This window comes from Streptomyces caniferus (assembly GCF_009811555.1).
Taxonomy (GTDB): Bacteria; Actinomycetota; Actinomycetes; order Streptomycetales; family Streptomycetaceae; genus Streptomyces; species Streptomyces caniferus.
In genome coordinates, this window is record NZ_BLIN01000005.1 from 1,577,591 (window position 1) to 1,592,147 (window position 14,557).

The following is a 14,557-nucleotide window of genomic DNA, read 5'->3' on the forward strand; positions in this document are numbered from 1 at the left end:
CACGCATCCGCAGCCCAAGGGAGGCGGCAGCCTCTCGGCGATCAGCGCCTTCCCTCGTGGCGCCATACGTCGAATCGCCTGTTCAGAGGGCTCGCCAGGCAGCCCATCCCGGGGGACTTTTCGGGGACTTTCCGCTCTGTCAGGGGGACTTTCCGGGGACTTTGCGCCGCCTAAGAGGCCGTCTCAATTGGCTGGTGGACAGTGAGAAGGACACGGTCCGATGTGCAGGTGCAGACACGCTCGGTGCGCACTGGATCTGCCTCCTTCTTGACCCAAGAGCTGCATGTTCGGCTCCTGGCCGGGCGGGCCCTTTGCCGTCCCGCCGTCTGTCATGCGGTCCCTACGCTGCGCTCACCAGGTGAAATGTTGGGTCGTCCGGGGCCAGGTGAAAGAGTGTCACGTCGAAACGATGACGGACAGTTGATGGGCTGGGGGCTGACAAGGTGGGGCAGGCATGAAAGCGCCGTACGACCAGAACGACGGCTCGGGGCCGGAAGCCAACTTTCCGGCGGACGACACGGTGCGACTGCGTCCACCTGCTGCCCACATGCACGCGACCGAGCCTCCCTATGAGCCTGGGCCGAGCAGCTCAGCCACGCTTGACGCTCCCGAGCCGAGCCCGGAGCGGCAACGAGCCGGGGGCTCTTCGGGCTTGATGAAGTCCAGCGCCGTGATGGCGGCGGGCACAATCGTCTCCCGTATTACGGGCTTTCTCCGCACTCTGGTCATGGCTGCAGCGATCGGTGTGGGCACGCTCAACGACTCCTACCAGGTTGCCAACGTCCTGCCCACGATGATCTACGTGCTGGTCGGCGGCGGCGCACTGAACGCGGTCTTCGTTCCGCAACTCGTGCGGGCCATGAAGAAGGACGACGACGGTGGCGAGGCATACGCCAACCGTCTGCTCACCCTGGTCATGGTCATCCTGGCGGGCATCACGGCAATATGCGTGCTGGCCGCCCCGCTCCTGGTGCGCATGATGTCACCGGACATCGCCTCCGATCCGCAGCGTATGGCCGTCACTGTGGCTTTCGCCCGGTACTGCCTGCCCACCATGTTCTTCATGGGCGCCCATGTGGTGCTCGGACAGATCCTCAACGCCCGCAGCCGCTTCGGCGCAATGATGTGGACCCCGGTCCTCAACAACCTCGTGATCATCGCGTCCTTCGGCAGTTTCATCTGGGCCTTCGGTGCCTTCACCGACTCCGGCGTCAGCCCCTCAACCGTCACCCCCGATGGGGTACGGCTCCTTGGAATCGGCACCCTGCTCGGCCTCACCGTTCAAGCCCTTGCCATGCTCCCGTACCTGCGCGATGCCGGCTTCCGACTGCGATTGCGCTTCGACTTCCGGGGGCAGGGCCTCGGCAAGGCCCTGGGCCTGGCCAAGTGGACGCTCCTGTTCGTTCTCGCCAACCAGCTCGGCTTGATCGTCGTCACCCAGCTCGCCACCAAGGCGGGCACCCTCGCCGAACAGTCCGGACACACCGGCTCCGGCATCACCGCCTACAACTACGCCCTGTTGTTGTGGCAGATGCCGCAAGCCATCATCACCGTGTCCGTGATGACCGCCGTACTGCCGCGGATCTCCCGCGCGGCCCAGGACGGGGACTCAGCAGCGGTCCGCGACGACATCTCCTACGGCCTGCGAACCTCAGCCGTCGCCATCGTGCCCTGCGCCTTCGCCTTCCTGGCTCTGGGCGTACCGATGGCCACACTGCTCTACGCCGGCTCCGGGTCCGACGGCGCTCGCGGCATCGGATACGTCCTGATGGCCTTCGGCCTGGGACTCATTCCCTACTCGGTACAATACGTCGTACTGCGCGGCTTCTACGCCTACGAGGACACACGCACGCCCTTCTTCAACACCGTCATCGTCGCGATGGTCAACGCCGTCGCTTCCGGATTGTGCTTCGTCTTTCTCAGCCCCCGCTGGGCCGTTGCTGGTATGGCCGCCTCTTACGGTCTGGCCTACGCGGTGGGTGTGGGAGTTGCCTGGCGTCGACTGCGCAGGCGCCTGGGCGGCGACCTGGATGGCTCTCGCGTCCTACGTACCTACGCTCGCCTTGTCGCAGCCGCGACTCCTGCTGCTGTGGCCGGCGGAAGCGTGGCCTACGCGGTCACCAAGGCCCTGGGTAGTGGCGTCCCGGGCTCGCTCGTAGCACTGCTCGCCGGCGGGAGCGTCCTGCTCGGTGTCTTCATGGCCATCGCTCACCTCATGCGACTGCCCGAAGTCAGCGCCATGGTCGGGATGGTTCGGGGACGCCTCGGCCGCTGAGTTTCAGTGTGTTGGATGGGGAGACGGTGGTTTGGTGGCTGTGCTGCGCTTGGTGCCGGATGAGTTGTGGAAGCTGTTTCGACGCGTGGTGCCGCCAGCTCCGTCGAGGCCACAAGGTGGCGGCCGACGGAGGTATGGGGATCGGGAAGTGCTGGCTGCGATCATCTTCGTGGCGACGTCCGGCTACACCTGGCGACAGCTGCCTTCGTCTTTCGGGCCGTCCGGGGCGACGGCCCACCGGAGATTCAGTGAGTGGAGCAGGGCCCGGGTGTGGGCCAAGCTCCACCGCTTGGTCCTGGACGAACTCGGCTCCCGCGGTGAGTTGGACTGGTCGCGGTGTGCGATCGACTCGGTGAACATGCGAGCCCTCAAAGGGGGGACCTGACAGGTCCGAATCCTGTGGATCGGGGCAAGAAGGGCTCAAAGATTCACTTGATCACGGAACGGTCGGGACTGCCCCTCTCGATCGGCATCTCGGGTGCCAACCTCCACGACAGCCAGGCCATGGAACCACTCGTCCGCGGTATCCCGCCTATCCGTTCCCGCCGCGGACCACGGCGTCGCCGACCGGCCAAGCTTCACGCCGACAAGGGCTACGACTACGGCCACCTGCGGCGATGGTTACGCAGCCGGGGCATCACCCACCGCATCTCCCGCAAGGGAATCGAGACCTCCCAGCGACTGGGCCGTCACCGCTGGACCGTCGAACGCACCATGGCCTGGCTCGCCGGCTGCCGCCGTCTCCACCGACGCTACGAACGCAAGGCCGAGCACTTCCTAGCCTTCACAAGTATCGCCTGCACCCTCATCTGCTTTCGCAGACTCACCAAATGAGATGACTTCTAAACAGGCAAGGATCCGAAAGACCGGAAAGGGCCTCCGGCGCAGGTCAGAGGCCCTTTCCGAGGCGAAGCCCCAGGTAGCGGCGGACGAGTCGGCCTGTACGCCGGGTACAGCTCGACCTCTGACGTCTGCGGCACACCCAGGGGCTTTCGTGAGGAGTCCCAGCCACCTCGTCGGTTGACCCGGCCGGACATGGGAAGCGGAGCAATGCTCGCGCCGGCCGCGAACTTCTCTCCGCGCGTTTACCTGTGACATCCGTGATCATTAATTTCCTTTCCGTGCAATATCCCCCCAACCACCGCCGCCCCAACCCTGCGGCCGCACGGACGCTGCAGAGCGCTTCGACGGCACGCTTCGGCGCCCCATCGTCAATGACCCAACTCAAGACCCTCCCCCAAGTGGCCGCGTAGCCAAATCATCAACCTGAGCCCTCATTTGGCGCGGCCGGAATTCCGAGCTACAACAGCACACTCTGGCGGGAAGACCCGTCGATGACGCTCGGACGGATTGGCGCGAGATTTGGCGACGGTAGTAGACAAAGGCGTTGGTGCGCCCGGCAAGCGATGGCTCGTACGGTACCGGGAGCCCGGTGGGCGTAGCGCCCGGCAGCGTGAGAAGTCTTTCGACCGCAAGAAGGATGCGGTGGATTTCGCCACCAAGATGGAGAACGACAAGCGGGAGAACAGCTACGTCGATCCTTCTGCCGGCAAGGTGTCGGTGCGGCGCTATGCGGCCGAGTGGCTCGCTCTGAAGCCCATGGCGGCCGGCACGGAGGAGTCCTACGAGCGCATCATGCGTCTTCACGTCCTCCCGCAGCTGGGGAAGAAGACCATCTCCCAGGTCACTGCGGCCGACGTGGAGGAGTTGTACGCGCTCTGGCGCCGGCAGGGCGCGATGCCCAACACGATAGATTCCCGCCGCATTGCTCTGTCGGGGATGTTCTCTCACGCGGTTCGCCACAAGAGGATCCGTGAGAATCCGGTAAAGCAGGCCGAGAAGCCTGCCAACCCCATCATGCAAGTGGATGAGAGGGCGCTTCCCAGCTTTGATGAGATCTCAGCCTTGACCAAAGAGATTGGTCCACGCCTGGAGCCTGCTGTGTGGCTCATGGCGTGCTGCGGATTGCGTATCGGAGAGTCGCTGGGAATCTTTCCAGAGGACATCGCCGACGGCACGTTGCGTTGCCGGCGACAGGTTGTGCGTATCAAGAACTCCTCAGGTAAGTACGTTGCCCTCTACGCTCCCTTGAAGCATCGGAAAGAGGGTGAATGGCGCGATATACCGGCGCCCGCCACCCTGGAGCCGCTTGCCGAACGGCTGCCCATTCGAAATCAGGCCGGAGGCATGATCTACCCCGACCTTTTCCGTAAGTCCTGGGACAGGGCACTGAAACGCCTCGGGCTTCCCGACTACAACCCGCACGACCTCCGACACAAATGGGCCACCGTGACCCTGAGCAACGGTGTGCCCATCCACGAGGTGTCGCGGTGGATGGGCCACAGCTCGATCAAGATCACGGTGGACCGCTACGGCCACCTCACCCTCGACGGCAGTGAACGCTGCCGTCAGGTCATCGAGGCCACCTTCGGGGTGCACATGCTCAGCGGATTCCCAGCTCCGCGAGTACCCGGTGCTGAGTTGGTGCTGGCTTAGCCGGGAAGTAGAGGTAGCAGACCCCGCCCGAACCGCCCTTGACCTGGCCGTTTGCATCGTGGCGCTTCGTCCGCAGCCAGATGTTTTCGAACTGGCGGCGCTTGTAGATGTGCCGGACCGCGGCGTTGTCCGGGGAGGCCGGGTCGTTGGCGATGATGTCGCCGTTCTTGGTGAAGCCGACGATGGTCATCAGGTGGCCGGCGGTGCCGTAGCCCGCGCCGTCGAGTTCGGTCTTCAGGAAGGACTGGGACGTGATGACCGGGATGCCCGCGTGGACGAGGCGTTCGGCATCCGTGAGGGAGGAGAGGCGGGTGACGATGCCCTGCAGGTCGCGGTAGGTGGCGGCGTAGGCGGCGTTGAAGGGCCAGTTGCCGCAGCCCTCGTACTGGTAGTCGAAGGTGTAGCGGGCGGCGTGGCAGACCTGGGGGTCGGCGTAGTCGGGGTTGACCCAGGACAGCTGCTGCTGGGTGGGCTTGCGGCCCCAGTGTTCGACGATCATCTGGGAGGAGGTGGGGCTGCACCAGGCCTCCCCCCCGTTGTCGTACTCCGGGTACTGGCCCTTGTGGATCTCCTGCGAGTAGCGCGGGACGACCAGCTCGCGGCCGACGAGGCCGGGCGCGGAGGCCGGCACCTCGAAGCGGTCGGGGAGGTCCGAGCCCATCGCGCCCAGCCGCCAGACGGTGGGGGTGAGGGTGCCACCGGGTTTGCGGTAGAGGGTGACGCGGAGCTCGTAGGAGGTCAGGCGGAGGCCGCTCGCCGGGCTGTCGATGGCGAAGGTGTCGGTCGAGATGCTGCTCTTGCCGTCCTTCTGGTCGTCGACGGAGGTGCGCCGGATGTCGGCGTCGCCGTCGCCGGAGGTCCAGCGGCCCATGACGTACCAGGGGGTGCGGCCGCCGTCGGTGTAGGTACCGCGCAGTTCCACGGCGATCCACGTGCCGGGCGGGGTGTGCGCGTTCCAGGAGGCGACGAGCTCGGTGGCCGGGACCTTGAGACGGTGGACCGGCGACGTCCAGGTGGCGTACTCCCAGGATGCGGTCCTGCCGGTGTGCGGGTCCTTGTAGTCGAAGGTGCCGGCCGGGTGCGCCAGGCGGATGCCGGGCCGGGAGCCGTGCGCGAGGGCGGTGCCCTGGGCCTGGCCCTTGGTCCAGTCGGCGGTGGTGGTCCAGGCGTGATAGTCCACGAGGCTCTTCGATCGGCGCGCGGTGGCGTCCGGGGTGAGGGCGGTGGCCGGGGCGGCGGTACCCGCGGCGGGTCTGCGGGAGGCGTCGGCGGCCTGCGCCGAGGGGGCGGCGGCACCCGCCGCGGCGGCGAGCGCGGCGGCCAGGACGGTGCGCCGGGGCGCGGAGCTGGTCATGGTGGTGGTCCCCCAGTCGGATGCGTACGAGCGGGTGCGGGAGGTCGGGCCGGGGCCGCGGGCGGACACGGGCGGATCAGCAGTGGCTCAACTATTCCGGTTCCCGGCCCGCTTCGGAAGGCGCTGCGAGGCGCGTCGCCGGAGGAATATTGGTGTGGACCACTGGCGCGAGGCGGGGCCGGGCCCCGCGCGTACGCTGGCGCAATGGATCGTGATCTGGCTTCGCTCGCCGCCCGGCTGCGCACCGTGCCGCCGTCCTGCGGGCCGGTGCGGCTGATCGCGGTGGACGGGCACGCGGGGTCGGGCAAGAGCACGTTCGCCGGACGGCTGGCCGAGGCGCTGGGCGGTGCGCCGGTGGTGCACACCGACGATCTCGCCACCCATGAAGAGCTGTTCGCCTGGAGCGAGCGGTTCGGCGCCCAGATCCTGGGGCCGCTGTCCCGGGGCGAGACGGCGCGCTACGGCGTCTACGACTGGGTGCGCGGGGAGTTCACCGAGGAGCGTGCGCTGGCACCCGCGCCGCTGGTGCTGGTCGAAGGCGTGGGCGCGGGCCGACGGGCGCTGCGCCCGTATCTGGCGTCGCTGTTGTGGATGGAACTGGCGAGCGAGCACTCCTGGGAAAGGGGGCGGCTCCGGGACGGGCCGGGGCTCTCCGCGTTCTGGAGTGGCTGGATTCCGGCGGAGCGCGCGCACTTCGCAGCGGATCCTTCGCGTCCGTATGCCGACTTCCTGGTGCACCAGAAGCAGCTGGGGTACGAGGTGCTCATGGGACCGTCCGCGACGCCCTGACCGGCCTCATATCTCACGCTCTGTAACGGACGGCGGCCGACGGGCCGAGCGGCGCCGACAGGGTCCCGCCGAGTGCCCCAACTCGGCTTGACCTGGGGGGCGTACAGGACTTACGTTCTCAATGTGCGGTTCTACGGACCGCCCGCAGATGCGAAGCCCCCGGTTGTTCCCCCGTGATCGGGGGCTTCGTTCTGTGCGAAACCACCTCTTATCGCCGCTCGGCGCCGCCCCTCCCTTACCCTGGGTCACCGCAGTCTTCGCGCCGTCGCGCCGCGCGCCGCCCTCCGCTCTTGCCCCGTACCGCCCTCTACGACCTGCACCGATCCCGCAGGTACGATGCGGGTCTGTGCCACCGCAGGCCAGAACCGATGTGCGCGCGGCGAAGGTCAACTCCCGCTCTCCGTACGCCGGTTCGCAAGGCCGCGGCCGGGCACGCGCCCGGCGGTACTCGGGGGACGTTTTGGTGTGGGGGGACGGGATGGATGTCGGCACGCAGGGTTCGCCCGCCCCGGCAGAGCTCGCCTGGCTGCGCGCGGTCGACGCCTACACCGTGGGCGCCTATCCGCAGGCGGAAGAGGAGTTCCGGGCCGCGGTACGGCTCGATCCCTCGATGGCCGACGCCTGGCTCGGCCTGCACGCGCTGCGCGCCGACACCTCCATCGCGCTGCTGCGGATGCACCGGCACCGCGACCGCTTCGGCGAGATGCGCGCCCGCCACCGACGCACCCTCAACTCCTGGTACTGGCTCGGGTGGTGGGTGCAGCCGGTGCTGGAGACCGGCCGCGACCTGCTGCTCGCCCATGCCTCCCACTGGCTCGACGGCCGCCATGTGGCCGAGCTGGACCAGGCGCTGGCCGGCTGCCCGCCGGTCGACACCGACCCCCAGGTGCGCTTTCTGCACGCCTGCCGCGCCTACCTCGTCAAGGACTGGGACCAGCTCGTACGGCACACCGAGCCGCTGCTCGGCGATCCGGTGCTGGGCATCGAGGCGGGGCTGTTCGGCGGAATGGCGCGGGTGCGGCTGGAGACGTACGGACAGGCCGAGCCGCTGCTGTCGGCCGCGTTGATGCGCTGCCGCAGTGAGCAGCCGCAGCGCAAGGAGCTGCGCTACTGGCTCGCCCGCGCCCACGAGGGCACCGGCCGCAGCGCCGCGGCGCTGCCCCTCTACCGCGCGGTGCACCGCGTCGACCCGGCGTTCATGGACACCGCGGCGCGGCTCGCCGCCATCGCGGAAGGGGACGGCCTGGACGAGGGCGCCGACCTCGCCACGGTCTCCGCATCCGGCCTCGGCCAGGAGGCGGGCGGCGATCTGGCCCCGCTCGATCCGGTCGACGGCCGTGAGCTGCTGGTGACCGGCGAGGCGGACGGGCCGGACGGGGAGGTCGGTGGCGTCCCGGCCGGGAGCGATGCCGCGGCCCGGGTCAAGGCGACCCCACCGGTGCCGCGCGGAGCCGAGCGGCTGCCCGCCGGGCCGGCCGATCCGGTGCTCCTGGAGAAGGCCCTGGCGGAGCTGGAGCGGATGGTCGGCATGGAGCCGGTCAAACGGCAGGTGCGCGCACTGTCGGCGCAGCTGCGGATGGCCCGGCTGCGGGCGAGCCAGGGACTGCCGGTGCAGCCGCCGAAACGACACTTCGTCTTCTCCGGTCCGTCCGGCACCGGCAAGACGACCGTGGCGCGGATACTCGGGCGGGTCTTCTACGCCCTGGGGCTGTTGGGCGGTGACCATCTCGTGGAAGCCCAACGGTCCGATCTCGTCGGCGAGTTCCTCGGCCAGACCGCGGTCAAGGCCAATGAGCTGATCGACTCGGCGCTGGGCGGAGTGCTCTTCGTCGACGAGGCGTACAGCCTGTCCAACTCCGGCTACAGCAAGGGCGACGCGTACGGCGACGAGGCGCTGCAGGTGCTGCTCAAGCGCGCCGAGGACAACCGCGACCGGCTCGTGGTCATCCTGGCCGGCTACCCGGAGGGCATGGACCGGCTGCTGGCCGCCAACCCCGGTCTGTCCTCCCGCTTCACCAGTCGCGTCGACTTCCCCAGCTACCGGCCGCTGGAGCTGACCGCGATCGGCGAGGTGCTGGCCGCCGAGAACGGCGACCGCTGGGACGAGGAGTCCCGCGACGAGCTGTGCAGCATCAGCGGCCACGTCGTCGACCAGGGCTGGATCGACGAACTGGGCAACGGCCGCTTCCTGCGCACCCTCTACGAGAAGAGCTGCGCCTACCGCGACCTGCGGCTCTCCACCTGGCGCTGCACCCCCACCCGCGACGACCTCGCCACCCTCCGGCTGCCCGACCTCATGCAGGCCTACGGCGAGGTCCTCTCCGGCCGCGGCCCGGACGTCCAGGGGCCGCCGCCGAAGGGGCTGGATCTCTAGGCACACCGTTTGGGGCCGGGCCGGCCGGTCAGGCAACCGCCTCGGGACCACTCCGCGAGCCGCGGCCCCTCTTCCGACGGTGCGGCTCTCTTCGAAGGATCCGCGGCGGGGTGGCCAGTCCCCGGAACGACCCTGCGGGCGCGGCGGGAACGGATGGAGACGCATGTTCCCGTGACCGACGTTGGTGCCCCCGGATGCGGCAGGGGCACCAACGGAACCTTGGTGTGCGAGGGCCGCCATGGGCCCGGGCCCCCGCCTCGCTCAGCGCGCCATGGCTCGGCCCTCGGCCGGGAGCGGTGCCTCCTCGCGGGGCTCGCTGACCCGTTCGGCCGGAGCCCGGTCGCCCGCGGTCCGGTCGCCCCGGGCACGGTGGCCCCGGGCGGCGGGGGCGCGGCGGTGGGCCGGGTCGCGGACCTCGCCGACCAGCATCTCCAGGACGTCCTCCAGGGCGACCAGGCCGAGCACCCGGCCGGTCGCGTCGGCGACCGCCGCCAGATGGGAGGCGGCCCGGCGCATCGCCGTGAGGGCGTCGTCCAGGGGCAGCTCGGCGCGGAGCGTGGTCATCGGGTGCCAGATGCGCTGGGGCACCGCACGGTCGCGTTCCTCCAGGTCGAGGACGTCCTTGACGTGCAGATAGCCCATGTACGCGCCGCCGGGCGCACACACCGGGAAGCGGGAGTAGCCGGTCCGTACGGTCAGCTCCTCCACCTGGCGGGGCGTCACGGTCGGTTCGACGGTGACCAGTCCCGCCCGGTCGAGGAGGACGTCCGTGACGGGCCGGCTGCCCAGTTCCAGCACGTCGGAGAGCTGTTCCTGCTCGGCCGGGTCGAGCAGACCCGCCTGCACCGAGTCCTCGACGAGATGGGTCAGCTGCTCACTGGTGAAGACCGCCTCCACCTCGTCCTTCGGCTCCACGCGGAAGAGCCGCAGCACCCCGTGGGCGCAGGCGCCGAGCAGCGCGGTGACCGGGCGGCACAGCCGGGCGAAGGCGACGAGGCCGGGGCTGAACCACAGGGCGGTCTTCTCAGGTGCGGCCATCGCGAGGTTCTTGGGGACCATCTCGCCGATGACGAGGTGGAGGAAGACCACCAGCGCCAGGGCGATCACGTAGCCGAGCGGGTGGACCAGCGCCGCGGGGAGCCGGACGGCCTCGAAGACCGGCTCCAGGAGGTGGGCGACGGTGGGCTCGGCGACCGCACCGAGCGTCAGGGAGCAGACGGTGATGCCGAACTGGGCAGCGGCCATCATCTGCGGGAGGTTCTCCAGGCCGTGCAGCACCTGCCGGGCCCGGGAGGAGCCTTCGGTCGCCAGCGGTTCGATCTGGCTGCGGCGTACCGAGACCAGGGCGAACTCGGCGCCGACGAAGAAACCGTTGGCGAGGACGAGCAGGACCGCGAAGAGCAGTTGGACCAGTGTCATCGGGCCACCTCCGCGCTCATCACGACGGCGGCCTCACGGGGTGCCTCGGAGGCGGCGGGCACCGTGACGGTGGCGGTCCGGACGAGCCTTATCCGCTCGGCGCGGTGGTGCGACACCAGTCGCACCCGCAGCCGCCAGCCGTCGAGTTCCGCGATGTCGCCGGGGGCCGGGATCCGGCCGAGTATGTGTGCCACCAGTCCTGCCACCGTTTCGTACGGTCCTTCCGGGGCCTCCAGGCCGATCCGCCGCAGGGTGTCCACCCGGCAGCCGCCGTCGGCGTCCCAGGCGGGCCGGCCCTCCTCGGGCGGGGCCTGGCCGAGTTCGGGCAGGTCCACCCCGTCGTGCTCGTCGCGGACCTCGCCGACGAGCTCCTCGATGATGTCCTCCAGGGTGACCACACCGGCCGTGCCGCCGTACTCGTCGACGACCACCGCTATCGGCTGTTCGCTGCGCAGCCGCTCCAGCAGCGCCTGCACCGGCAGGGTCTCGGGCACCAGCAGCGGCGGTACCGCGATCCGCCCCGCCGGGATGCGCAGCCGGTCGTGCGCCGGGACGGCCAGCGCGTCCTTGAGGTGCACCATGCCGACGACCTCGTCGAGACGGGTGTGGTAGACGGGGAAGCGGGAGAGTCCGGTGGCGCGGGTCAGGTTCACCACGTCCGCGGCGGTCGCGGACGCCTGCAGGGCACTCACCCGTACGCGCGGCGTCATGACGTTCTCCGCGGTCAGGTCGCCCAGCGAGAGGGTGCGGACGAACAGGTCCGCGGTGTCCTGCTCCAGGGCGCCCGCGCGGGCGGAGTGCCGGGCGAGCGAGACCAGTTCGCCGGGCGTGCGGGCGGAGGCCAGCTCATCGGTCGGCTCCACCCCCAGGGCGCGCACCAGCCGGTTCGCGACGGTGTTCAGCAGGGTGATCACCGGGCGGAAGAAGCGGGAGAAGGCGCGCTGGGGACCGGCGACCACACGGGCGACGGGCAGCGGCTTGGAGACCGCCCAGTTCTTCGGCACCAGCTCGCCGACGACCATCTGGACCGCGGAGGCCAGCAGCATGCCGAGGACGACGGCGGTGCCGGGGACCGCGCCCGTGGGCAGGCCGGTGGCGGCCAGCGGGCCGGACAGCAGCTCGGCCAGCGCCGGCTCGGCGAGCATACCGACCACCAAGGAGGTGATCGTGATGCCCAGTTGGGTGCCGGACAGCTGGAAGGAGAGTTCCCGCAGGGCGGAGACGACGGTGTGGGCGCGGCGGTCGCCGTCGGCCACGGCCCGTTCGGCGTCCGCCTTCTCGACGGTGACGAGTCCGAACTCGGCAGCGACGAAGAAACCGTTGGCCAGGATCAGGACGAGAGCCGCGACGAGCAGCAGCAGGGGGCCGGTCATGCCGCCGCCTCCGTGGTGTGCGGGGGTCGGGGAGGGGCGGCGCAGGTACTACAGGACGATCCGTCCATTGCCGGAGGGAGTCACTCCTCGGGTCGGGGTTGGCCCACTGAGGGGCAGGGCGCAGGGTGCGCCCCGGAGAACAGAGTAAACAGCGGGAGCCTGATTAGGGCAGGCTCAACCGGCCGTGTGGTCGAGCGCACCGTGCTTCTCGGTGAGATCGCGCAGCGCGCGGGCGTCCCGGACGGCCTGGTCCTTGGCGATACCGGGCTGGATGCCCATGGCCGGCAGGCTGGTGCCGTCGGCGAGGTCGAGGTGGACCCAGGGGTCGCCTTCGCGGAGGTTGACGCGCAGGACCTGGGCCCAGGCGAGTTCACGCCGGGTGGTGAGGTTGACCACCGTGACGCCCTCCTGCCGCGCCACGACCTTGGGGCGGCCGAGCAGCAGGAGGACGGCGAGCACCAGCAGCCCGGTGACGACGAAGCTGAGCCGCTCGCCGCCGCCCAGCTTCGGCAGCAGCAGCGCGATCACGGTGAGGGCGGCGAGCTGGGCGGTGCCGACGGCGTACAGGACGACCCGGGTGCGGGTCGGCCGGAACGTCACCGGGAGGCTGGGCAGGGGCGCGGACACGTCGTCGGGTCTTCCGTCGTGGGTGCAGCGGTGGGTACGGGGGGCGGGCGCGGGTCAGAGCCGGCAGGCGTGGATGCCGGTGGTCAGGATCGCGCGGGCGCCGAGGTCGTAGAGCTCGTCCATGATGCGCTGGGCGTCCTTGGACGGGACCATCGAGCGGACCGCGACCCAGCCCTCGTGGTGCAGCGGGGAGACGGTGGGCGACTCCAGGCCGGGGGTGAGGCCGACGGCCTTCTCGACGTGCTCGACCCGGATGTCGTAGTCCATCATCACGTACCGCCGGGCCACCAGGACGCCCTGCATCCGGCGCAGGAACTGGCGCACCTTCGGGTCGTCGTCCGGCGCGCCGGTGCCGCGGATGACCACGGCCTCGGACTTCAGGATCGGCTCGCCGATGATCTCCAGCCCGGCGTTGCGCAGGGTGGTGCCGGTCTCCACGACGTCCGCGATGATCTCGGCGACGCCGAGCTGGATGGCGGTCTCCACCGCGCCGTCGAGGTGGACGACGGAGGCGTCCACGCCGTTGTCGGCGAGGTGCTGCCGGACCAGGCCGGAGAACGAGGTGGCGATCGTCATGCCGCCGAACTCGGTGACGTCCTTGGCGGTACCCGGGCGGGTGGCGTAGCGGAACGTCGAGCCGGCGAAGCCGAGCTGGAGGATCTCCTCGGCCGGCGAGCCGGAGTCCAGCAGCAGGTCACGGCCGGTGATGCCGATGTCGAGCTTGCCGGAGCCGACGTAGACCGCGATGTCGCGCGGGCGCAGGAAGAAGAACTCGACCTCGTTCCCGGCGTCGACGAGGACCAGTTCCCTGCGGTCCTTGCGCTGGCGGTAGCCGGCCTCATGGAGCATCGCCGACGCAGGCTCGGACAGTGAACCCTTGTTGGGGACAGCGATGCGCAGCATGAGAGCGAGTTCCTTTGCACTGAGGGGTGTTGCGGCGGGTGCGGGGTGAGGGATCAGAGGTGGGCGTAGACGTCGTCGAGCGAGATGCCCTTGGCCACCATCATGACCTGGAGGTGGTAGAGGAGCTGGGAGATCTCCTCGGCGGCGGCCTCGTCGGACTCGTACTCGGCGGCCATCCACACCTCGGCGGCCTCCTCGACGACCTTCTTGCCGATCGTATGGACACCGGCCTGCACGAGTTCGGCGGTGCGGGAGGTGGCGGGGTCGCCCGTGGCGGCCTTCTGCTGGAGCTCGGAGAAGAGCTCCTCGAACGTCTTCTTGGACATGATGGTGACCACCCTACGCGGTGATGTCGCTCCGGCGCGCAGCGCCTCGGCCGATGGACGGCGGTGGGTGACGGCGGGCGATCAGCGCCAGGGCTCGGACACGGTGCGCAGGGTCGCGGCGGTGGCGACGGCGGCGGTGACCGCTTCGTGGCCCTTGTCCTCGGTGGACCCCTCGAGGCCGGCGCGGTCGAGCGCCTGCTGCTCGGTGTCGCAGGTCAGCACGCCGAAGCCGACCGGTACGCCGGTGTCCACCGACACCTGGGTCAGGCCCTGGGTGACGCCCTGGCAGACGTAGTCGAAGTGCGGGGTGCCGCCCTTGATGACCACGCCGAGGGCGACCACTGCGTCGTAGCCGCGGCCGGCCAGCACCTTGGCGACGACCGGCAGCTCGAAGGCGCCGGGGACCCGCAGCAGGGTGGGCTCGTCGATGCCGAGCTCGGTCAGGGCGCGCAGTGCGCCGTCCACGAGGCCGTTCATGACCTGTTCGTGCCATTGTGCCGCGATGACGGCCACCCGCAGGTCGCCACAGTTCTTCACGGTCAGTTCGGGTGCGCCCTTGCCGCTCACGGTTCTCCTCTTACGGGTGATGGTGCTGGTCGTACGGGTGGTGGTGACGTGGTG

General features: G+C 69.7%; 12 protein-coding genes. 5 read left to right on the forward strand and 7 right to left on the reverse strand.

What is annotated here, in order from left to right; all coding sequences use genetic code 11:
* The first annotated feature begins 454 nt into the window (after positions 1 to 454).
* The 3 genes from murJ to Scani_RS23535 all read left to right on the forward strand — a co-directional run bounded on the left by murJ (position 455) and on the right by Scani_RS23535 (position 4,771).
* A complete protein-coding gene (murJ, locus tag Scani_RS23525) occupies positions 455 to 2,275 on the forward strand; it encodes a murein biosynthesis integral membrane protein MurJ (RefSeq protein ID WP_159479557.1) in 1,821 nt (606 codons plus the stop codon).
* A 40-nt stretch (positions 2,276 to 2,315) separates the two neighbouring features.
* Positions 2,316 to 3,109 (forward strand): IS5 family transposase gene (locus tag Scani_RS23530; RefSeq protein WP_167538198.1). Its coding sequence is split into 2 segments (ribosomal slippage): positions 2,316 to 2,643 and positions 2,643 to 3,109, totalling 795 coding nucleotides; the frame shifts between segments, so codons are not numbered across the junction.
* A gap of 651 nt (positions 3,110 to 3,760) precedes the next feature.
* Positions 3,761 to 4,771: a tyrosine-type recombinase/integrase gene (locus tag Scani_RS23535; RefSeq protein ID WP_159479561.1), complete on the forward strand. Its 1,011-nt coding sequence runs from the start codon at positions 3,761 to 3,763 to the stop codon at positions 4,769 to 4,771.
* Here the strand turns inward: Scani_RS23535 and Scani_RS23540 are convergent.
* On the reverse strand, positions 4,719 to 6,125 hold the full coding sequence (locus Scani_RS23540) for a C39 family peptidase (protein WP_159482334.1): 1,407 nt from the start codon (positions 6,123 to 6,125) through the stop codon (positions 4,719 to 4,721). The two genes, Scani_RS23535 and Scani_RS23540, sit on opposite strands and share 53 nt — an antisense overlap.
* Before the next feature lie 204 nt (positions 6,126 to 6,329).
* Here Scani_RS23540 and Scani_RS23545 point away from each other — a divergent pair, with 204 nt between their 5' ends.
* The gene (locus Scani_RS23545; RefSeq protein ID WP_159479562.1) at positions 6,330 to 6,914 is read left to right on the forward strand and encodes a uridine kinase family protein; all 585 of its coding nucleotides are present in this window, start codon (positions 6,330 to 6,332) and stop codon (positions 6,912 to 6,914) included.
* A 478-nt stretch (positions 6,915 to 7,392) separates the two neighbouring features.
* Positions 7,393 to 9,288 (forward strand): AAA family ATPase, encoded by a 1,896-nt coding sequence (locus Scani_RS23550; RefSeq protein ID WP_159479564.1) that lies wholly within the window; start codon positions 7,393 to 7,395, stop codon positions 9,286 to 9,288.
* Positions 9,289 to 9,549: 261 nt separating this feature from the next.
* Here Scani_RS23550 and Scani_RS23555 read toward each other — a convergent pair whose 3' ends face one another.
* The 6 genes from Scani_RS23555 to ribH all read right to left on the reverse strand — a co-directional run bounded on the left by Scani_RS23555 (position 9,550) and on the right by ribH (position 14,503).
* Positions 9,550 to 10,707: a hemolysin family protein gene (locus Scani_RS23555; RefSeq protein WP_159479574.1), complete on the reverse strand. Its 1,158-nt coding sequence runs from the start codon at positions 10,705 to 10,707 to the stop codon at positions 9,550 to 9,552.
* Positions 10,704 to 12,080, reverse strand: coding sequence for a hemolysin family protein (locus tag Scani_RS23560; RefSeq protein WP_159479585.1), 1,377 nt, complete (start codon positions 12,078 to 12,080; stop codon positions 10,704 to 10,706). Before Scani_RS23560 ends, Scani_RS23555 begins: the two co-directional genes overlap by 4 nt.
* Positions 12,081 to 12,254: 174 nt before the next feature.
* Entirely contained in the window at positions 12,255 to 12,707 is a 453-nt protein-coding gene (locus Scani_RS23565) for a PH domain-containing protein (RefSeq protein ID WP_159479587.1), read from the reverse strand.
* A gap of 54 nt (positions 12,708 to 12,761) precedes the next feature.
* Entirely contained in the window at positions 12,762 to 13,610 is an 849-nt protein-coding gene (hisG, locus tag Scani_RS23570; protein ID WP_159479589.1) for an ATP phosphoribosyltransferase, read from the reverse strand.
* Positions 13,611 to 13,663: 53 nt separating this feature from the next.
* Positions 13,664 to 13,936: a phosphoribosyl-ATP diphosphatase gene (locus tag Scani_RS23575; RefSeq protein ID WP_086720687.1), complete on the reverse strand. Its 273-nt coding sequence runs from the start codon at positions 13,934 to 13,936 to the stop codon at positions 13,664 to 13,666.
* A gap of 81 nt (positions 13,937 to 14,017) precedes the next feature.
* Positions 14,018 to 14,503 (reverse strand): 6,7-dimethyl-8-ribityllumazine synthase, encoded by a 486-nt coding sequence (gene ribH / locus Scani_RS23580; RefSeq protein WP_086720683.1) that lies wholly within the window; start codon positions 14,501 to 14,503, stop codon positions 14,018 to 14,020.
* Positions 14,504 to 14,557 lie beyond the last annotated feature (54 nt).